The following is a 19473-nucleotide window of genomic DNA, read 5'->3' as shown; positions in this document are numbered from 1 at the left end:
GTTTTCGATCCAATATCTACTCAAATGTTAATATTTAGCATTGTTTTATGATTTTTAATGAAGTTGAAATATATTCAATATAATGAATATGTATTCAGAAAGATATTGACTCAGGTTAGGAATAACGCTAATTTTGATCGTCTGTTAGCAAATCGTCGAGCCGTTCATCCACGTTAACAGTGCAGCAAGGGGAGGGGTCCATGTTATATGACTCAAAACTAGAAAAAGATAATTGTGGCTTTGGCTTAATAGCCCAAGTTAATAACCAAGCGAGTCACCGACTCATCCGTACGGCGATCACCGGTTTAGATCGCATGCAGCACCGCGGCGGTATATCTGCTGATGGTAAAACGGGTGATGGTTGTGGCTTGTTACTTCAAAAACCAGACAGCTTCTTTCGTGCTATTGCTGCTGAAAATAATTGGCATTTAGGTAAAAATTACGCCGTTGGGATGATTTTCCTCAATGCTGATCCGGTATTAGCACAAGCAGCTAAAGATGTTTTAAGCGAAGAACTAGAAAAAGAAACGCTTAATATTTTAGGTTGGCGTGTTGTCCCTACCGATCCATCAATGTTAGGACCTATAGCCCTAAAGCAATTGCCTGGGTTTGAACAAATTTTTATTAGTGCGCCTGAAGGGTGGCGTTCTAAAGATTTAGAGCGACGTTTATATGTTGCACGTCGTCGTGCAGAAAAGCGCTTGATGGATGATGAATCATTTTATATTGCGAGCTTATCTGGGCTAGTCACCATCTATAAAGGCTTAATGATGCCTGCTGACTTGCCAAATTTTTATCTCGATCTTGCTGATATTCGCATGACCAGTGCTATTTGTGTTTTTCATCAACGCTTCTCTACAAACACACAGCCTCGCTGGCCTTTAGCGCAACCATTTCGTTATTTAGCGCACAATGGTGAAATTAATACTATTGAAGGTAACCGCCAGTGGGCCCGTGCACGCTCTTATAAATTTGCTTCGCCGCTTATTCCTGATTTACAAAGCGCAGCGCCGTTTGTTAATGAAACAGGGTCTGACTCATCTAGCCTCGATAATATGCTGGAGCTATTTTTAGCCGGTGGTATGGATTTATTCCGTGCTATGCGTATGTTAGTGCCGCCAGCATGGCAAAAAAACCGTGCTATGGATGACGACTTACGTGCATTCTATGATTTTAATTCGATGCATATGGAACCGTGGGATGGCCCTGCAGGCATCGTTATGTCGGATGGGCGTTTTGCAGCCTGTAACCTAGACCGTAATGGCCTGCGCCCTGCGCGTTATATTATTACTCAAGATGGCTTTATTACTTTAGCCTCTGAAGTGGGTATATGGGATTACACCGCTGACGAGGTGGTAGAAAAAGGACGTGTAGGCCCGGGCGAACTCCTCGTTATTGATACTAAATTGGGTAAAATTTGGCATTCAGATGAAATTGACCAAGATTTAAAATCACGCCACCCTTATAAGTCGTGGTTAGAAGAAAACGTTAAACGATTAACGCCTTTTGAAGCACTTACCGAGCAAGATGCGGGCAATCGCTCATTTGATGATGAAACCCTTGTCAAATACCAAAAGATGTTTGGCTATACTAACGAAGAGCTAGACAGCGTCATTCGTGTCATGGGTGAAAATGGGCAAGAAGCCACTGGCTCAATGGGTGACGATACGCCGTTTGCCGTACTGAGCGAAGGGCACCGTTCACTTTATGATTATTTCCGTCAAAAGTTTGCTCAGGTTACTAATCCGCCAATTGATCCGTTACGTGAAAACCATGTAATGTCGCTTGCAACGTGTATTGGCAGTGAGCAAAACGTATTTAATGAAACAACAGGGCACGCTAAACGCCTGCAATTTGATACGCCTATTTTAATGTATGCTGATATGCAGCAGCTACTTAACGCCGATGAAGCGCATTACAGCTATTGTAAGATTGATATTACTTACACCGTAGAAGAAGGCCTTGAGAATGCGGTTAAGCGCATCTGTGATGAAGCACAAGCAAAAGCCGCATCTGGCTGTATTATGCTGGTATTAACGGATCGTAACTTTGATGACAATCAATTACCTATTCCTGCTGCTATGGCGGTGGGTGCGGTACAAAAACGCTTGGTAGATAATAACTTACGCTGTGAGTCAAATATTATTATTGAAACTGGCAGCGTTCGCGATGCGCATCAATTTGCGGTACTACTTGGATTTGGTGCAACCGCAATTTACCCGTATTTAGCGTACGAGTCACTTGTGGCTATGAGCGATACCAAGGTAATTAATAAGTCATACTGTGAAGTTACACTGGCTTATCGTCAAGCAATTAATAAAGGCTTGTACAAAATCATGTCTAAAATGGGCATTAGTACCGTGGCTTCATATCGTTGTTCAATGCTGTTTGAAGCAGTTGGTCTATCGGACGCTATTGTTGAGATGTGTTTTAAAGGCGTGGCGAGTCGTATTAAAGGGGCGTGTTTTAGCGACTTTGATGACGATCAGCAAAGCTTGCATAAACTGGCGCTTAGTAAACGTAAATTATTAAGCCATGGTGGTTTATTTAAGTACGTACACGGCGGCGAGTACCATGCTTACAACCCTGATGTGATTCAAACGTTACAAAAAGCAGTACGTAGCGGCGAGTACAGTGATTACAGCGAATACGCAAAGCTAGTAAATCAACGTCCAGTCGCGACTCTGCGTGATATGTTGGCTTTAAAACTGCCAGAAAAGGGTATAAGTATTGATGAGGTAGAGCCTGCCACTGAGCTTTATAAACGGTTTGACTCAGCCGCCATGAGTATTGGTGCATTATCGCCAGAAGCGCATGAAGCACTCGCAATTGCCATGAATCGTTTAGGTGGCTGCTCAAATTCTGGTGAAGGTGGCGAAGATAAGCTGCGTTACGGTACAGAAAAAAATTCACGTATTAAACAAGTAGCTTCGGGTCGATTTGGTGTCACCCCACATTACTTACGTAGCGCTGATGTTATTCAAATAAAAGTGGCACAAGGCGCTAAACCTGGGGAAGGCGGACAATTACCGGGTGAAAAAGTCACTCCCTATATTGCCAAGCTTCGTTACTCGGTACCGGGTGTGACACTTATTTCACCTCCGCCGCATCACGATATTTATTCTATCGAAGATTTAGCCCAGCTTATTTTTGACTTAAAACAAGTAAACCCGAATGCATTGATTTCAGTAAAACTGGTATCTGAACCGGGTGTTGGCACAATTGCAACCGGTGTAGCAAAAGCGTATGCCGACTTAATTACCATTTCAGGCTATGATGGTGGCACAGGTGCAAGTCCATTAACCTCGGTTAAATACGCTGGCAGCCCATGGGAGTTGGGACTTGCTGAAACACAGCAAGCATTGGTAGAAAATGGCCTTCGCCATCGTATTCGCCTGCAAACAGATGGTGGTTTAAAAACCGGCCTTGATATCATCAAAGCGGCCATTTTAGGCGCCGAAAGTTTTGGCTTTGGCACAGGGCCTATGGTTGCATTAGGCTGTAAATACTTACGAATCTGTCACTTAAATAACTGTGCGACAGGTGTGGCAACACAAGACGAAACATTACGTCAAAAGCATTATCATGGTCTGCCAGAAATGGCGATGAATTACTTTAAGTTCATTGCTCAAGAAGCGCGTGAAATTATGGCAAGTTTAGGGGTTGCAAACCTAACCGATTTAATTGGTCGCTTAGACTTACTCGAAGCCATTGAAGGCAAAACAGCGAAGCAGCAAAAAATAGATTTATCAGCGGTTATCGCTCAGCCAAATAACCCAACAGGTGAAACTCTGTTTTGCAGTGCACCAAATAGCTCGCATTATTTAGGTGAGTTAAATGAGAGCTTACTAGGCAAGGCACAAGAGGCAATAGATAACTCAAGCGGCATTTCATTAGTAAGTCGTATTTGTAATACCGACAGATCAGTAGGTGCCATGCTTTCTGGGTATATTGCTGATAAATACGGTAATCAAGGCATGGCCGCAGATCCGGTAGTTATTGAATTACATGGTACAGCTGGTCAGTCATTCGGTGTATGGAATGCCGGTGGCCTTGAAATGACTTTGGTTGGCGATGCTAACGATTACGTTGGTAAAGGCATGGCTGGCGGTAAGCTAGTTATTCGCCCACCATTGGGTTCGTCATTTGAAAGTCATAAAGCAACAATTATTGGCAATACCTGTTTATATGGTGCAACCGGCGGTAAATTGTTTGCAGCAGGATGTGCAGGCGAGCGTTTTGCTGTACGTAACTCAGGCGTGCAAGCTGTTGTTGAGGGCGTAGGTGATAACGGTTGTGAATACATGACCGGTGGCGTTGTGTGTGTACTTGGTAATGTAGGAGTGAACTTTGGTGCAGGTATGACCGGTGGTTTCGCTTACATTTTAGATGAACGAGGTGATTTTGAGAAACGCATTAACCCAGAGTTGGTTGAAGTGGTTACTTTAGATGACTTAAGTTCACATCAAGAGCATTTACGCGGCTTAATTGCTGATCATTTAGAGCTAACAGGCTCATGCAGAGCAGAAACTATTTTAGCTAACTTTGAACTTTATTTACCGATGTTCAAATTAGTAAAACCTAAATCAAGTGACGTAAAAAGTTTACTCGGGCACCGCGCTCGCAGTAGCGCCGAACTACGTGTTCAGGCGCAATAAGGGGGCAGTATGAGCGAAAATGTATATCAATTTATAGACGTGCAGCGTGTAGACCCACGCAAAAAACCAATCTCGTCGCGTAAAAAATCGTTCGTAGAAATTTATGAACCCTTTTCAGAAAATCAGGTTAATTCACAAGCGGATCGTTGCCTTGATTGTGGTAACCCTTATTGTGAGTGGAAATGTCCAGTACATAACTATATTCCACAATGGTTAAAACTGATCCGTACAGGGCGCATTTTAGAGGCCGCTGAGCTATCGCACCGTACTAACAGTTTGCCAGAAGTGTGTGGACGAGTATGCCCGCAAGACCGCTTATGCGAAGGCTCATGTACATTAGATGAAGAGTTTGGTGCAGTAACAATCGGTAATATTGAAAAATACATCACCGACACCGCGTTTAAAATGGGCTGGAAACCAGACATGTCCTATGTAACATGGACTGATAAAAAAGTTGCCATTATTGGCGCAGGGCCTGCGGGCCTGGGCTGTGCAGATATCTTAGTGCGTAATGGCGTAAAGCCTGTGGTATTTGACCGTCACCCTGAAATTGGTGGGCTGTTAACCTTTGGTATTCCTTCTTTTAAATTAGAAAAAGAAGTCATGCAAAAACGTCGCGAAATATTTACCGAAATGGGTGTTGAATTCAAGCTTAATGTCGAAGTAGGTAAAGACATTAGCATGGATGAAATACTTAATGAGTATGACGCTGTATTTTTGGGCGTGGGGACTTATCAGAGTATGCGAGCGGGGCTTGAGAACGAAGATGCGCCGGGGGTGCATGATGCCCTGCCATTTTTAATTGGTAACACTAACCGTGTTATGGGTTACGATGAGTCTAAACAAGCTTGTATTGATATGGCAAACCAAAAAGTAGTGGTACTAGGTGGTGGTGATACAGCAATGGACTGTGTGCGTACCTCTATTCGTCATAACGCGTTAAAAGTAACGTGTGCTTATCGTCGTGATGAAGAGAACATGCCTGGTTCAAAACGCGAAGTAAAAAATGCCAAAGAAGAGGGCGTCATTTTTACTTATAACGTTCAGCCTAAAGGGATTGTGCTTGATGACAAAGGTGCTGTAGCCGGTGTTAAAATGGTAAAAACTCAGCTTGGCGAGGCAGATGAAAACGGCCGCCGTCGCGCTGAGGAAGTACCGGGTTCAGAGCATATTATTGAAGCCACACAAGTGATTATGGCATTTGGTTTTAAGCCACATAAAATGGATTGGCTAGAGCAGTACGACGTAGAAATTAACCACTGGGGTGGTATTAATGCACCCGAGCAAGGTGAATTTACACATCAAACCACTAATCCTAAAATATTTGCTGGTGGCGATATTGTTCGTGGTTCAGACTTAGTGGTCACCGCTATATTTGAGGGGCGTAACGCTGCAGAAGGCATTATGGATTATTTAAAAGTGTAAATAATGCTTTTGTTAGAATGGAGTCAAAAGCAAACCTTCGGGTTTGCTTTTTTTATTTCCTCAGTTTTACAAACAAAGGTAAATATTTATGGTTCCATAGTCGGTGTTTAAGGTCTACAAAAAGGGACGTAGGTTTTGACCTAGCTATTTACAATTATAAGATTTTACAAATAAAAAAGCCCGCAATACATAGATTGTGGGCTTTTTTAAACGCGCTGTTAGTTAATCCATCGAGAAGTGATCTAGGCTCGGTTTCACTCTGGCTTGTCGGCGTTTCACACTTTTATAGCAAATAACGTTACAAACAAGCTGTAGGCCAATAACTAACCAACTTAGTGTTATTAAGCCACTAATAGCTGTGCTGCTAAAAACTAACATAACAGCAATAACAATATGTACAATTAATGCCACATTTAAAAAGCGATATAAGCTCTGCTTAAATTGTGTATGTTTAAACTTACTAAAAACAGCCAAAAGTATACTGACAATCAGTAGCAGCCAGTTAATTGCTAAGCCAAAATAAATGACCGTCGTTTGCATTAATGTATCCTCACCGTATCAAGGTAACGCACTATAAAGCGATTCACTTTATCCGTGCGCTTTTATAAGCTCTTTTGCATTTGCTTTAGCTGTTTTGCTAATGTTATCACCACCCAGTAATCGAGCAATCTCATTTACTCGACCATCTTTATTCAATGCCAGCATATGCGTAAATGTTTCACCGTCTGCAATTTCTTTGGCAACAAAAAACTGCTGATGAGCGCTACTGGCCACTTGCGGTAAATGGGTTACACAAATTACTTGCGTAGACTTACCTAGTTGGCGCAGTAGTTTACCAACAGCAGCAGCTGTTGGGCCAGAAATACCAACATCCACTTCATCAAATATAAGCGTAGGGGTCGTGACTTTTTGCGCAATAATAACCTGAATAGCCAAACTAATGCGTGATAGCTCACCACCCGAGGCTACTTTTGCTAAAGGTTGCAATGGTTGCCCTGGGTTTGTTGATACTAAAAACGAAACATTATCAAAGCCTAAGCTATTTGGAGCGCGATCGTTTTGTGCAGTCAATGCTATTTCAAATACGCCATTTTCCATAGATAGATTAGCCATGCTTTCGCTGATCAATCCATTTAATGTATTCGCATACTGGTGGCGACTTGCACTTAATTGTTCACTGGCGTTTTGATAATCCTCAAGGGCATGTTCAATTTCACCTTCAAGTTGCTCAAGACGTGAGCTGTTATTACTTATCGACTCAAGCTCTTGTGCAATAGTTTGATGAAATCCAACGAGCTCTTGGGGTTTTATATGGTGTTTTCTGGCTAAGTCCATTGCACCACTGAGTCTATTTTCTACTTCAGTTAATCGCTGAGGATCCAAGTCGGCTTGTTCAGTGTAATTACGAACTTCTCGGCTTGCTTCTTCAACTTGAACAGCGGCTTCTGATAATAATGTTGCCACACTGGCTAAGCTTTCATCATACTGTGCAAGTTCAGTAAATTGTTGGGCGCTGTGCTGTATAATGGAACACGCATTTTGTTCATCATTTTCATATAAATGCTGCAACTCGCGCTGGCAGACTTGCAATATAGTTTGGCTATTGCTGAGTTTATAATGTTCGGCTTCTATTTGCTCAAATTCATCTGCCTGCAATGCAAATTCATCAAGCTCTGCGACTTGATACTCCAATAGTTGCTTTTGTGCGGCTTGTTGCTGCTGCTGTTGTTCTAGCTGTTTAAATTCTTTTTGTAAGTCAGCAAATTGTTTATAACGCTGGCTTACAGCATTAACAAGATTATGATGGCCTGCATATGCATCGAGTAATTGTAGCTGATGCTCTGCCTTTAATAGGTGCTGGTGCGCATGTTGACCATGAATAGAAATTAAATATTGGCCTAGCTCTTTTAGTTGTGCAGCGGTAACTGGGCTGCCATTAATGTAGCTTTTACTGCGACCATTTTTACAAACAACTCGACGAAGTAAACATTCGTTGTCGTCGTTATTAAGCATGTTCTCTTCTAAAAAAGCATGAGCGAGTGGTAAATTGCTTAAATCAAATTGTGCACTTACCTCTGCTTTATCAGTACCTGGGCGCACAGCAGACGCTTCTGCTCGCTCTCCAAGACACAATGATAATGCATCAATGGCGATTGATTTACCTGCTCCCGTTTCACCGGTGATAGCGGTCATACCCGAATGCCATTCTGTGCTTAAATTACTTACGATTGCAAAATTTTTAATTTCTAAACCAATTAACATACTGTTCATCCATCCAGTGAATTAACTGTTAATTTATACAGTGTTTTGGTTTTTTGCAAATTAAATTTCTATATTTTAAGCAAGGCTGGACTCAATTAATGTTTTTTTTTCTTCATCAATAGGGAGGTTTTCATCGTTAAGGTCAATACTATCAACTGGTTGCGCTATGTCTTCAGTTTTTAACTTTAAAATTAGCGTAGGAAGGACTTCTTGATAAAAGTTTTTATTATATAAAATACCTTGAGCTGGTAACTCTGCTATGAAATATTGAGTGGTATCGGAAAAAGCTTGGCTGTTATTATTTTTATAGGTTTTTATTAGTTCTTCGTTAAGTATATTAATAAGTAAATCGCATAGCGATTCTAGCTTATTTAAATTTTCATCAGTGTGTGGCTGTACCACAAAAAAATTACTGACAACGGCTTGAATTCGAGGAAGGTGTTTAGCACTAATGACTTTTGCATCAAGTAACTCGTTAAGTTTTATTTTTAAACGTGATTGAGTACTTGCAACGCGCTCGTTAAACAGCTTTTTCTTTGCTTCAATAGTCTTTTTACGATTACTTTCAATGAGTAAGTAACTGCCAAGTAAAGTAATTAACAATAATAAAGCAAGAAATACTACATAAGTCATTGCTACAATTTCCTGATGGTGATGATTAATAATCTAGCCCGATATTTTGCTCTAAAGTTGCATGTTTGGCAATAACTGAGAGATTGTTTATCTTTTGGGGTGAAACATGCACACTCAAAGAGACTCAGCCTTGCCTACCTGTTTAGAGGCAAGGGATATGAGCATGCGCAGTAGTTTTAATCGCTTTTTACTTTGTCCACTCGATTAACTATCTCTTGCTGCGATTACATCGCCTCTCAATTAAACAACTCTCAGTCCTAAAAGCTCAACCGTTTTTAGTATAAACGGCTACCCCAGTTTAACTTCTTACGAAGCACATTATAATAAGAGTAATTTTTTGGGTGAATTAACCGTAATTTTCTATCTGCTTTGCGAATAACGACCTCATCACCGGGTAATACGGCAAGTACAACATGGCTGTCGCAACTTACCTGTAAGCTATCGGTATTTTCTAAACTAAGCTTTAAACGTACTTCGTTATCGGCATCTACCACTAAAGGGCGGCTTGATAAAGTATGCGGGAACATAGGAACCAATGACATGGCGTTGAGTTCTGGGGTTAAAATAGGGCCGCCGCCCGATAAAGAGTAGGCTGTTGAACCTGTTGGAGTCGATACAATTAATCCATCAGAGCGTTGTGAGAATACAAAATCATCGTTAATAAATGCTTCAAACTCAATCATGTGTGCTACTTTATCAGCATGAAGCACCGCTTCGTTTACTGCCGAATTAGCGCTTTTAAGTTCGTTATGACGGTACACTTCTACTTCTAATAAAAAACGTTTTTCTTCAATGTAATCGCCACTGAGTACTTGTTCTAAACTGCCTTCAAATCCTTCTGGATTTAAATCGGTTAAAAAGCCTAAATTGCCTCTGTTTACACCGATTACCGCAATATCAAAACGGGCGAGTACTCTTGCAGCGCCAAGCATATTGCCATCACCACCAACCACAATGGCTAAATCGGCGCGCGCTCCCAAATCAACGAGTTTTACGAGCTTCTCCTCAGGTACATCACTAAGTTGACCTCCCGTGCGTTTTTCAACAATCACCTCAAAGCCTAAAGCTAATAAAAACGTATGTAATCGTTGTAACGTAGCGGCTGCATTAGGATGATTTGGCTTACCAATCAAGCCAATAGTGTTAAAGGGAGAGTCCATAATAAATACACTGAAAGTTTCGGTATTGGTAGAGTAACCTAAAACAGAAGTGTTTGAAAACACAGATCTTAGGGTCTGTTGTCCTTTCAATGCGAAACAGACACTGACTGAAGGGTTTTGACTAGAGGCGATTAACTTTTTGTTTTCTGTTTTCACTTCGGCCACTAGGTTACAAAGCTCGTATCGCGATTAAATCGCCCCTAGTTTGAACAAATTTTAATCCGCAAAAATAACAGAGCTTAATAGTGACTAATTGATTTAATTAATTCACTGTAAAATTTAGATTTATTAAATTTCTTATACTTGAAATAATAATACCTAGCCCCGATATAACAGTCATGCGTAAAGATGTAGATAACATGAAATTAAATCCTCGAGACCAGCAAATTTTTGCCGCTGTTATGAGCCTGTACTGTAATGGTGATGGCTTACCTGTGCCTTCAACAAAAATTGCAAAACAAAAAGGTATGGCGGTGTGTTCTGCCACTGTTCGCAACGCGATGGCACGCCTTGAAAAAATAGGCTTATTGTATTCACCACATACATCTGCAGGACGAGTCCCCACCAATGATGGCTTTGACTATTGGTTTGATGAGTTTTTTACTTTGGGTGCTATTGCTAATTATTGGCAGCCTGAGCAGGCTGAGCTAGTCGAATTGGCACATGGCTTGAGTCAACGTTATCAAGTATGCTGTTGTGTGGGGCTACCACAAGTTAGAACTCAGCAGGTATTTAGAGTAGAAGTACTCGACTTTGACGCTAATAATTGGCTTATCTTACTTTTAGACAGAGCAGGGCAAAGCCATAATATTTGCATTAACAAGCCTGATGATCCCAGTGACGGCCAACGCTACGAGTTTGCTACTTGGCTTAACACTGTATTTAGCCAGCAAACGCTCATTGAAGGGCTATACAGAATGCAGGCCATGGCAAATACGGCACCGCGTAATTGTCATGACTCTTTAACTCAATGGACGCGTGAGTTAAGCCAAAAATTAGGCTCAGATAACAGTATTGTGGTGGGCGAAAACTACCTTTATAAAAAAATAGATTGTGAGCAAAGTCTTAATATTGGTGTTTCATTTTTAAATTTTGTGGAAGATAAGCTCGCATTTAAAAACGGGGTCTCTATACTCAGTGCTGAAAATTTACCTTTTAGTACTTGTGATGATCTCATTGTGATCACTGTGCCGTACTTTCAAAATCAGGAATATCAAAGTCGTTTTTGTGTTATTTGTCCGAAATCAGCGCAATTAGAGAAAATAATCCAAGAATTTAAATTATTAGAGCCATCGGGCTCTTGAATCTTTTTATTCAATCCCCATAATTACCGCAGTTGTAAAGAATTGGAGCGTATATTTTATGTCTGAGCAGACACAAAACCCAGAGCAAGAAGTAGAATTGAACGAAGAAGTGGCGCAAATGGAAGCCGACGTTGAGGCTGCAGTAGAAGCAGCAGAACAACACGCCGAGCAAGAGCAAAGCCCTGAAGCAGAAATTGCAATGTTATATGCTGAGTTAGAAGCGGCAAAACAAACTATTGCAGATCAGAAAGATAGCGTCGTTCGCGCTGCTGCTGACGTTGACAATATGCGTCGTCGTGCTGCACAAGATGTTGAGAAAGCGCACAAATTTGCACTTGAAAAATTTGCTAACGAATTACTTCCTGTTATAGATAACTTAGAGCGTGCTATTGAGTTCTCTGATAAAGAAAATGAAACGCTTAAGCCTTTGTTAGAAGGTATTGATATGACAGTAAAAAGCTTTAACGATGCAGTGGCTAAATTTGGCGTTGAAATTGTAAACCCACAAGGTGAGCAGTTTAACCCAGATTTTCATCAAGCAATGTCGATTCAGCCAAGTAATGATGTGACGCCTAATACTGTGTTAGCAGTAATGCAAAAAGGTTACACATTAAACGGTCGTTTATTACGTCCTGCAATGGTTATGGTATCTAAAGCAGCTGATGCTTAATTAAGTATACAATTAAAAAATGCCTCATTATGAGGCATTTTTTTTGTCTTTAAAATAATGAACTAACTGCACTAGGATAGTGAGTACAACTGCGCTGAACATTAAACTTGAAAATGGAACTGCACTTTGTGCATGCATTACCGCTAATATAGGGCCTACTAATGCGCCACTACCAAAACGTAAGGTGCCAATAACCGCCGTTGCAGTCCCTGTATTTTGCTCAAATTTCATCAAAATCAATGAATCTGCGTTACTTGCTATTATACCTAGGCTCATCATCAACGGAGCAATAGCCGCAACAATAAAGTAAAGTGACAAGTTTAATACGCTAAAGCTAAGTAATGCTGCGCCAGAGATAAAGCCACACATTAAGCCATAATAAAGCATTTTGCGTGAGCCAATACGTGGCACTACGCGAGTATTTAAAAAATTACCAAACATCAACGCCATTACATTAAAAGCGAATAACAGGCCAAACAATTGTTCTGATACTTTAAATAGGTCGAGGTAAATATAAGGGACGGACGTTAAAAAGCAAAAAAAGCCAAACGACACAAACATCGAGCTTAAAATATCGGCGCGGGCGTGCGTATTACTTAATACCACTTTATAACTTGAGAAGAATAATGCTAATCCTTTTCGCTCATTTTTAAATATTGGAATATCGATTAAGTAACGTTGCACAAAAAGTAAAATAACAAAGCTATAGGTCGCTAAAACAATAAAAATAGTCGACCATACCGAAAAGCCTAAAATGACCGAGCCGATAGAGGGGGCAAGTAACGGTGCTATCATCATAATCATAGACACGTAAGACATACCTTTAGCAGTATTTTTTTGATATATATGCCTAATGATCCCAGGGACGACAACCGTAGCGGCCGCGCCTGTAAATGCCTGTACAGCTCTTAACAGCCAAAAAGTATGCACTTCAGTGGTAAATGCTAACGCCAGTGAACTTAAGCCAAATAAACTGAGACCTATCCGTGCCAGTTTACGCCTGCCAATTTGATCGGCTATGGGGCCAAAAAATAACATGCCCAATGCATAACCCGCTAAGTATATACTCAACGATATTTGAACATTTGGCATGCTGGTATTGAGATCATTGGCAATCACCAGCATCGCCGGTAAATACATATCAATGGCTAAAGGCGTGATCGCGACAATACTGGCTAATAAAGGCAATAAAATACGGGTATTAAAAGAAGAAGCCGAAGCACTCATTTAAAAACTCAAAACAACGAATATAGGCCCAGCATTATAGCAGGGCAATAGCCTTGGATAAACTTAGTTTGCCTGCTAACTTAATTGTTTAATTGCAAAAAGCAAAGATTTTAAACTAACACCGCGTTTGCTATTCTATACTTAGTAACAAACTTTTTTAGGGTAACACAATGAAAAAATTGGTTTTGGTAGTTCTAGCCAGTGCAGTATTAGCAGGTTGTAAAACATCACCAACTGGGCGCACGCAAATTGCGCTTTACTCAGATCAACAAATGACTCAAATGGGCACTGCCAGTTTTGCAGAGATGAAAAAAACGCAGCCGATAAATAAAGATCCAAAAGTAAACAGTTACGTCAATTGCATTGCTGAAAAAGTAGTGGCCGTGCTTCCTACAGAATATGCATCTCAAAATTGGGAAGTGGTGGTATTTGAAGATGAATCTGCAAACGCCTTTGCATTGCCTGGCGGTTATATTGGTGTACATACGGGGCTCTTAAAAATAGCCACAAATCAAGATCAGGTTGCCACTGTTTTAGGCCATGAAGTTGGACACGTGATTGCTGAGCATTCAAATGAACGGGTCTCACAAAGTTCTATTTTACAAACGGGTATGCAGCTGGGCAATGCGGCGCTTGAAATGGGTAACGTGCAATACCGTAATGAAATTATGCAAGGCCTTGGTTTAGGCGCTCAATATGGTGTGGTTTTACCCTTTAGTCGCTCACATGAGTCAGAGGCAGATACAATTGGTTTAGATCTTATGGCGCAAGCAGGGTTTAATCCCAAAGAGTCTGTAACGCTTTGGCAAAATATGAGCCAAGCGGGCAGTGGGGCTACGCCAGAGTTTTTATCAACTCACCCAGCACCAACGAGCCGTATTGCAAATTTACAATCGCAAATGAGTAAAGCGCTTAGCGAGCAAAAAACAGCTAAAGCACAAGGTAAAAATCCGCAGTGTAAGTTGTGATCAGCCATAAAAAACCTGTCTAATGACAGGTTTTATTTTTTATAATTAAAACATTCAATTATATATTAGAAAGTCCACTCTAAATGAACTTGCGGCACGGATTCGCTAACATCAGTACCAAATTTATTGTGCCAGTATTGCCATTCCATACCTAACAGTAAGGTATTTTCTTTCATTTCTAGCGCATGCCCCATATCCCATACAATAATAGGTTGGGCTAAAAACCAAGCACGCACATCGTTACCAAACTCATCTTTTCGTTCAGCAATGTACTCTGCATGGCCTTTTACGTTAAACTTTTGCGAGCCAATCATGAACGGGTAATCAAAGGCTACATCAAACATCCAGCTGTTAGTTTCAATGGGTGCACCGCCTTTTGCAACGCCTTCGCTATCATCAATGTATGCACTGATAAGGGTTGAAAAGAAATTAAAACCAGGCACATCCCAGCTTAATTTTACGCCTGGTAAATATTTAACTACTTTGGCATCGCCTGCAGCATTAATACCCATGGTTAGGCCAACATCAACAAGCGCCCCTGACGCTACTTTTTCGTCCATTACCGCAGATAAACTAAGGGTAGAGTAACCTTCAAAGTAAAAGTCTTGATCTTGAAAGCCATCATCGTTGCTGTCGGTACTGTAATCAATAAAGAAAAAGTTATCGCCATAATCATGCCCAGAAGCATGCTCAATTGAGTACACCGTGGTATTAGATTTTTGTTCAGTAAATGGGTTTTTGTGGTTGCCGTTATTAAAATGAAGCGCCGTATTGCTCCAATTAGCAGCGGTAGCTGTTGAACTTAAGGCACACGCACTTAGTGCAACGAGAGGAAGTAAGTTTTTAATTTTCATAACCATATTTTATGTGACACGCTGAATATCACATTATAGCAAACACGGTTAATTTGTTAATTATTTATTGTGATAAACAGTGTATTAGCACACAGCTAATACACTGTAAAAAAGGAGATTATGCTTTATTGCGGCGCAAACAAATAACAGCAATAGCAGTAAAGGCTAAAATAAAGCAGTAGTAAGATGAGGTTGAAACATCCCACGGGCTAATTTTAAATGTAGCACCGAGTAATAATGCTTGCGCGCCATAAGGCAAAGACCCTTGGGTTACACAGGCAAAAATATCTAATAAACTGGCAGAGCGTTTACCACTAATTTCGCCATCATCAGCCAGTTTTTTAGCAATAGGGCCTGTCACAATAATAGACACGGTATTATTGGCAATACACATATTACTGGTTACAACTAATGCCGCGATCCCTAACTGATCGGCTACTTTACGGTGCCATTTGGCAATAACTTTAGTAATAGCTTGAATTTTTTGAGCGATATAGTCGAGGCCGCCATTAATACGAATAAACTCAGAGAGGCCACCAATAAACATAGACAGTAAAAATATTTCCTGCATTTCACTAAAGCCTTTGTAAATATCTTTTACAAAGCTTGCACCTTCATAGCTGCCGGTAAAGCCCATTAATGCGGCAAACACAATACCGCTTAACAGCACTACAAACACATTAAAGCCCATTACCGCCAGGACTAAAATAAAGGCATAAGGAAGTACTAATAAAATATCGTAGTCTTTGGTATCAACTACTTGTGCTGCAGGCGTTAAAAATAATAGCAATGCAATAGTGAGTATGGCGGCCGGAACAGCAATTTTAAGGTTTTCTTTAAACTTATCTTTCATTTCACAGCCTTGCGTACGCGTAGCAGCAATCGTGGTGTCAGAAATTATTGATAAGTTATCACCAAACATAGCACCAGATACAATGGTACCGGCCATTAAAGCAGGATCAATTCCTGTTTTAATAGATACTGCATAGGCAATTGGGCCAATAGCACCAATAGTTCCCATTGATGTGCCCATAGCAGTAGAAATAACCGCCGCTATTAAAAACAAACCAGGTAGTAGTAACGAAGGGGGAATAAGTGAAAGTCCGGCATTAACAACCGCATCTACACCGCCGGTTGCACCAGCAACCGCCGAAAAAGCACCCGCTAGTAAGTAAATAAGACACATGGTAATAATATTGTTATTACCTACGCCCTTTATAAAGGTTTCTACGCTTTGGTTGATGCTGGTTTTATTTAAAATAAAGGCTAAAACAATCGCGGGTAAAATAGCGACTGGTGCTGGGAGTTGATAAAACGCGTAATCAACCCCTTGAGATTGTAAATATAAGCCTGAGCCTAAAAAAATAGCAACAAAGGTGAGTAGGGGAAGCAAAGAAAATCTTGCTTTATTTTTATCAAATGATGGCTGCATCATAATCCTCGTTAATTATTCATAGCAATCGAAGTCGATTGATATATTAAACAGCCAAAGCATCCCTCTTTTAGCTGAATTTAGTTGTTTGTTTTACTATCTAACCAGATAAGTAATCCAACAGCGCCCGCAAGCCAAAGACCAAATCGGCGCAAAAAAAGAAGTTTAAATGTATAGATGGCTAAATGCAAAGACTATCTGTTATTATTATGAGGGTCTGTTGATCTTTCAAGGTTAAATTTGCAGCAGTCTGTTTGGTATTTAGGCAAGGCAGAGCCTATGTGGTGTGGTATTCCCCATAAATAGGCGATAACGCAGCATCAATGCCAAACAGGCGCTGCCCGAAGGGTTCTGCCTAGGAGCGATTTACTCTTTGTTGCTCGGTTTTTACTTAGCCCACTAGGTTACAAACCTCGCGCCACGATTAAACCGCTCCTAGTTTAAACAAATTTTAATCCGCAAAGGTCAACAGACCCTAAAATAATCGAAGCTTTTTTATAAGCTTTCCTGACTATTACATGAGTTTTAGATAAAATCTAGCTAACTAAAAAATACATAGGTTGTAAAAAGATGAATCGAGTAGGTGTGTTTGGTGCGAATGGCCGTATGGGACTGGCACTTGTAGAAGCAGCAACAATCAATAAAAATTCACAATTAGCGGCGGCCTATGTGCGCAGTCAGTCACCGTTATTAGACCTGCCCGTTAATCAGCTTAATAGCGCAGCGGCAAAAGAGATTAAGTTTAGCAGTGAACAGCAGGTTGAAAATGTAGATGTGCTTATAGACTTTACTTTGCCTGAAGGCATGAGAAATCATTTAAAAACAGCCGTTGAGCAAAAAACACCTATGGTAATTGGCACCACCGGCTTAACTCATGACGATATGGCGCTATTAACGGATGCCGCTAAACATATTCCGATTGTATTTGCGCGTAATTATAGCGTGGGCGTAAATTTACTGCTTAACTTAGTGCAAACGGCAGCGACAAAACTAGGCGATGATTTAGATATAGAAATTTTTGAAGCACATCATCGTCATAAAATTGATGCGCCATCGGGCACTGCACTTGCCATTGGCGAGTCGATTGCTCAGGCAAAAGGGTGGGATCATGATGAGGTTGCCGTTTATGATCGCAACAACATAGAGCAGGCCAAATCACAAAATGAAATTGGTTATTCGGTGCTAAGGGGCGGTGATATAGTAGGTGAACACACGGCCTACTTCGCTACAATGGGCGAAAGACTTGAATTAACCCATAAAGCAAGTTCGCGAATGACCTTCGCGCTAGGTGCTATAAGAGCTGCGCAGTGGTTGAAAAATAAACCTGCAGGACTTTATGATATGCAAGATGTGCTAGATTTAAAGTAGTTAAGTTCCTTTTTTAACGCTTTGGAGTGGTTTTTTGCTATAACCACTTATTTATTACAATTTACTAATTAGCGTTAGACCTAAAAGCCAACTTCATGTAGAATGCAGCCAATTTGCCAAAAATTACTAAATGCGTGTTTCCAATTATACTCATATGGTTAGCAAAACCGGGGTTTGTGTGGGAATGAAAAGAGTTTTAGGCAAGAAAAATGAATGAAGGTTTAGTGGTTTACATCGGCATCATTTAAGACTGCGTAAAACAATTTAAGCTCACAGAAATCAGGTTTTGACCAATTATCTGAGTATTGGCGGGGTGTTAAGCAATTTGCTTACTCCCGTTTTTTACTGTTAGGAGGTTTAACTTGACTAAATCCGCTCTGTTAGTCCTAGAAGACGGCACAGTGTTTCGCGGTACTGCAATCGGCGCTGACGGCATGTCAGTCGGTGAAGTAGTATTCAATACGTCTATGACTGGTTATCAAGAAATTTTGACTGATCCATCGTACGCGGAACAAATCGTAACTTTGACGTACCCACATATCGGTAATACGGGTACCAACAGCGAAGACGAAGAAGCGAGTCATATTTGGGCTAAAGGCCTAGTGATCCGTGATTTGCCACTGCTAGCGAGTAATTTTCGTAACGAGCAATCGTTAGATGATTACTTAAAAGAACGTAATATTTTAGGTATTGCGGACATCGACACCAGAAAACTAACCCGTATTTTGCGTGATAAAGGCGCACAAAATGGCTGTATCGTTGCCGGTGACGAACTAGACGAGAAAAAAGCGCTTGAAGCTGCGCAAGCCTTCCCAGGCTTAAAAGGCATGGATTTAGCAAAAGTTGTCTCAACCAAGGAAAATTTTGAGTGGCGCGAATCAAGCTGGACATTAGGCGAAGGGTTTAAAACCTTACACGCTGACGATGAAAAGTTTCACGTTGTTGCCTACGACTTCGGTGTTAAACGTAATATTTTACGTATGCTTGTAGATCGTGGTTGTAAACTAACGGTTGTACCCGCACAAACCTCTGCCGCTGACGTACTAGCATTAAACCCTGATGGTATTTTCTTATCAAATGGCCCTGGCGATCCTGAGCCATGTACTTATGCCATTGATGCAATTAAAACCTTTTTAGAAACCGATACGCCAATTTTTGGTATTTGTTTAGGGCATCAACTATTAGCGCTTGCCTCAGGTGCTAAAACAGTAAAAATGAAGTTTGGCCACCATGGTGGTAACCACCCAGTTAAAGATCTTGAGCGCGATGTCGTAATGATCACCGCACAAAACCATGGTTTTGCTGCAGATGAAGCCACATTACCAGATAACCTACGTGCAACGCATAAATCGTTATTTGACGGCACATTGCAAGGTATTCACCGTACGGATAAACCAGCATTTAGCTTCCAAGGTCACCCTGAAGCGAGTCCTGGTCCGCACGATGCAGCCCCATTATTTGACCACTTCATCGATTTGATGCAAGCGCGTAACCACTAATTTAACCGGAGTA

14 protein-coding genes are annotated in these 19473 nt (G+C 40.9%); 7 read left to right on the top strand and 7 right to left on the bottom strand.

Annotation, left to right across the window (positions count from 1 at the left end; all coding sequences use genetic code 11):
* Positions 1-200: 200 nt before the first annotated feature.
* Together gltB and ABZP26_RS09740 are read left to right on the top strand one after the other, a co-directional pair.
* Positions 201-4658, top strand: coding sequence for a glutamate synthase large subunit (gltB, locus tag ABZP26_RS09745; protein ID WP_058154827.1), 4458 nt, complete (start codon positions 201-203; stop codon positions 4656-4658).
* A 9-nt stretch (positions 4659-4667) separates the two neighbouring features.
* The gene (locus ABZP26_RS09740) at positions 4668-6083 is read left to right on the top strand and encodes an FAD-dependent oxidoreductase (protein WP_013465171.1); all 1416 of its coding nucleotides are present in this window, start codon (positions 4668-4670) and stop codon (positions 6081-6083) included.
* Between the two features lie 222 nt (positions 6084-6305).
* Here the strand turns inward: ABZP26_RS09740 and ABZP26_RS09735 are convergent, their stop codons facing one another.
* From ABZP26_RS09735 to nadK, 4 genes are all read right to left on the bottom strand, one after another.
* Entirely contained in the window at positions 6306-6623 is a 318-nt protein-coding gene (locus ABZP26_RS09735; RefSeq protein ID WP_013465170.1) for a hypothetical protein, read from the bottom strand.
* A 48-nt stretch (positions 6624-6671) separates the two neighbouring features.
* Positions 6672-8345 (bottom strand): DNA repair protein RecN, encoded by a 1674-nt coding sequence (gene recN / locus ABZP26_RS09730; RefSeq protein ID WP_013465169.1) that lies wholly within the window; start codon positions 8343-8345, stop codon positions 6672-6674.
* A 75-nt stretch (positions 8346-8420) separates the two neighbouring features.
* A complete protein-coding gene (locus ABZP26_RS09725) occupies positions 8421-8978 on the bottom strand; it encodes a hypothetical protein (protein ID WP_013465168.1) in 558 nt (185 codons plus the stop codon).
* A 275-nt stretch (positions 8979-9253) separates the two neighbouring features.
* The gene (nadK, locus tag ABZP26_RS09720) at positions 9254-10138 is read right to left on the bottom strand and encodes an NAD(+) kinase (RefSeq protein WP_013465167.1); all 885 of its coding nucleotides are present in this window, start codon (positions 10136-10138) and stop codon (positions 9254-9256) included.
* A gap of 338 nt (positions 10139-10476) precedes the next feature.
* Here nadK and ABZP26_RS09715 point away from each other — a divergent pair, with 338 nt between their 5' ends.
* Both ABZP26_RS09715 and grpE read left to right on the top strand, forming a co-directional pair.
* Positions 10477-11442: an HrcA family transcriptional regulator gene (locus tag ABZP26_RS09715; protein ID WP_016900402.1), complete on the top strand. Its 966-nt coding sequence runs from the start codon at positions 10477-10479 to the stop codon at positions 11440-11442.
* A 58-nt stretch (positions 11443-11500) separates the two neighbouring features.
* Entirely contained in the window at positions 11501-12112 is a 612-nt protein-coding gene (grpE, locus tag ABZP26_RS09710) for a nucleotide exchange factor GrpE (RefSeq protein ID WP_013465165.1), read from the top strand.
* A gap of 27 nt (positions 12113-12139) precedes the next feature.
* On the opposite strand, the gene ABZP26_RS09705 is transcribed toward grpE, so the two are convergent.
* Positions 12140-13339 carry a Bcr/CflA family efflux MFS transporter gene (locus ABZP26_RS09705; protein ID WP_013465163.1) on the bottom strand — a complete coding sequence of 400 codons (1200 nt, stop codon included), beginning with the start codon at positions 13337-13339 and terminating at the stop codon, positions 12140-12142.
* Positions 13340-13509: 170 nt separating this feature from the next.
* Here ABZP26_RS09705 and ABZP26_RS09700 point away from each other — a divergent pair, with 170 nt between their 5' ends.
* Entirely contained in the window at positions 13510-14307 is a 798-nt protein-coding gene (locus tag ABZP26_RS09700; protein WP_013465162.1) for a M48 family metallopeptidase, read from the top strand.
* Between the two features lie 65 nt (positions 14308-14372).
* Here ABZP26_RS09700 and ABZP26_RS09695 read toward each other — a convergent pair whose 3' ends face one another.
* Together ABZP26_RS09695 and ABZP26_RS09690 are read right to left on the bottom strand one after the other, a co-directional pair.
* On the bottom strand, positions 14373-15161 hold the full coding sequence (locus ABZP26_RS09695; RefSeq protein WP_368484897.1) for a nucleoside-binding protein: 789 nt from the start codon (positions 15159-15161) through the stop codon (positions 14373-14375).
* A 118-nt stretch (positions 15162-15279) separates the two neighbouring features.
* Complete coding sequence (locus tag ABZP26_RS09690; protein WP_013465160.1) at positions 15280-16593, bottom strand: Na+/H+ antiporter NhaC family protein; 1314 nt, start codon at positions 16591-16593, stop codon at positions 15280-15282.
* Between the two features lie 570 nt (positions 16594-17163).
* Between ABZP26_RS09690 and dapB the strand changes: the two genes are divergently transcribed.
* Entirely contained in the window at positions 17164-17961 is a 798-nt protein-coding gene (gene dapB, locus ABZP26_RS09685; RefSeq protein ID WP_008463955.1) for a 4-hydroxy-tetrahydrodipicolinate reductase, read from the top strand.
* A 362-nt stretch (positions 17962-18323) separates the two neighbouring features.
* Positions 18324-19460 (top strand): glutamine-hydrolyzing carbamoyl-phosphate synthase small subunit, encoded by a 1137-nt coding sequence (gene carA, locus ABZP26_RS09680; RefSeq protein ID WP_016900401.1) that lies wholly within the window; start codon positions 18324-18326, stop codon positions 19458-19460.
* Positions 19461-19473 lie beyond the last annotated feature (13 nt).

It is taken from the genome of Pseudoalteromonas sp. SD03, from assembly GCF_040937955.1.
In the GTDB taxonomy this organism is placed as follows: domain Bacteria; phylum Pseudomonadota; class Gammaproteobacteria; order Enterobacterales; family Alteromonadaceae; genus Pseudoalteromonas; species Pseudoalteromonas tetraodonis.
This window is presented reverse-complemented; position numbering and strand designations above follow the sequence as displayed.

Excerpts from the sequence above, each read along its gene's own strand:
- dapB (WP_008463955.1), top strand. The coding sequence starts at position 17,164 with ATGAATCGAGTAGGTGTGTTTGGTGCGAATGGCCGTATGGGACTGGCA.
- recN (WP_013465169.1), bottom strand. The coding sequence starts at position 8,345 with ATGTTAATTGGTTTAGAAATTAAAAATTTTGCAATCGTAAGTAATTTA.
- ABZP26_RS09735 (WP_013465170.1), bottom strand. The coding sequence starts at position 6,623 with ATGCAAACGACGGTCATTTATTTTGGCTTAGCAATTAACTGGCTGCTA.
- ABZP26_RS09715 (WP_016900402.1), top strand. The coding sequence starts at position 10,477 with ATGCGTAAAGATGTAGATAACATGAAATTAAATCCTCGAGACCAGCAA.
- ABZP26_RS09690 (WP_013465160.1), bottom strand. The coding sequence starts at position 16,593 with ATGCAGCCATCATTTGATAAAAATAAAGCAAGATTTTCTTTGCTTCCC.
- ABZP26_RS09695 (WP_368484897.1), bottom strand. The coding sequence starts at position 15,161 with ATGAAAATTAAAAACTTACTTCCTCTCGTTGCACTAAGTGCGTGTGCC.
- grpE (WP_013465165.1), top strand. The coding sequence starts at position 11,501 with ATGTCTGAGCAGACACAAAACCCAGAGCAAGAAGTAGAATTGAACGAA.
- ABZP26_RS09700 (WP_013465162.1), top strand. The coding sequence starts at position 13,510 with ATGAAAAAATTGGTTTTGGTAGTTCTAGCCAGTGCAGTATTAGCAGGT.
- gltB (WP_058154827.1), top strand. The coding sequence starts at position 201 with ATGTTATATGACTCAAAACTAGAAAAAGATAATTGTGGCTTTGGCTTA.
- ABZP26_RS09740 (WP_013465171.1), top strand. The coding sequence starts at position 4,668 with ATGAGCGAAAATGTATATCAATTTATAGACGTGCAGCGTGTAGACCCA.
- nadK (WP_013465167.1), bottom strand. The coding sequence starts at position 10,138 with ATGGACTCTCCCTTTAACACTATTGGCTTGATTGGTAAGCCAAATCAT.
- ABZP26_RS09705 (WP_013465163.1), bottom strand. The coding sequence starts at position 13,339 with ATGAGTGCTTCGGCTTCTTCTTTTAATACCCGTATTTTATTGCCTTTA.
- ABZP26_RS09725 (WP_013465168.1), bottom strand. The coding sequence starts at position 8,978 with ATGACTTATGTAGTATTTCTTGCTTTATTATTGTTAATTACTTTACTT.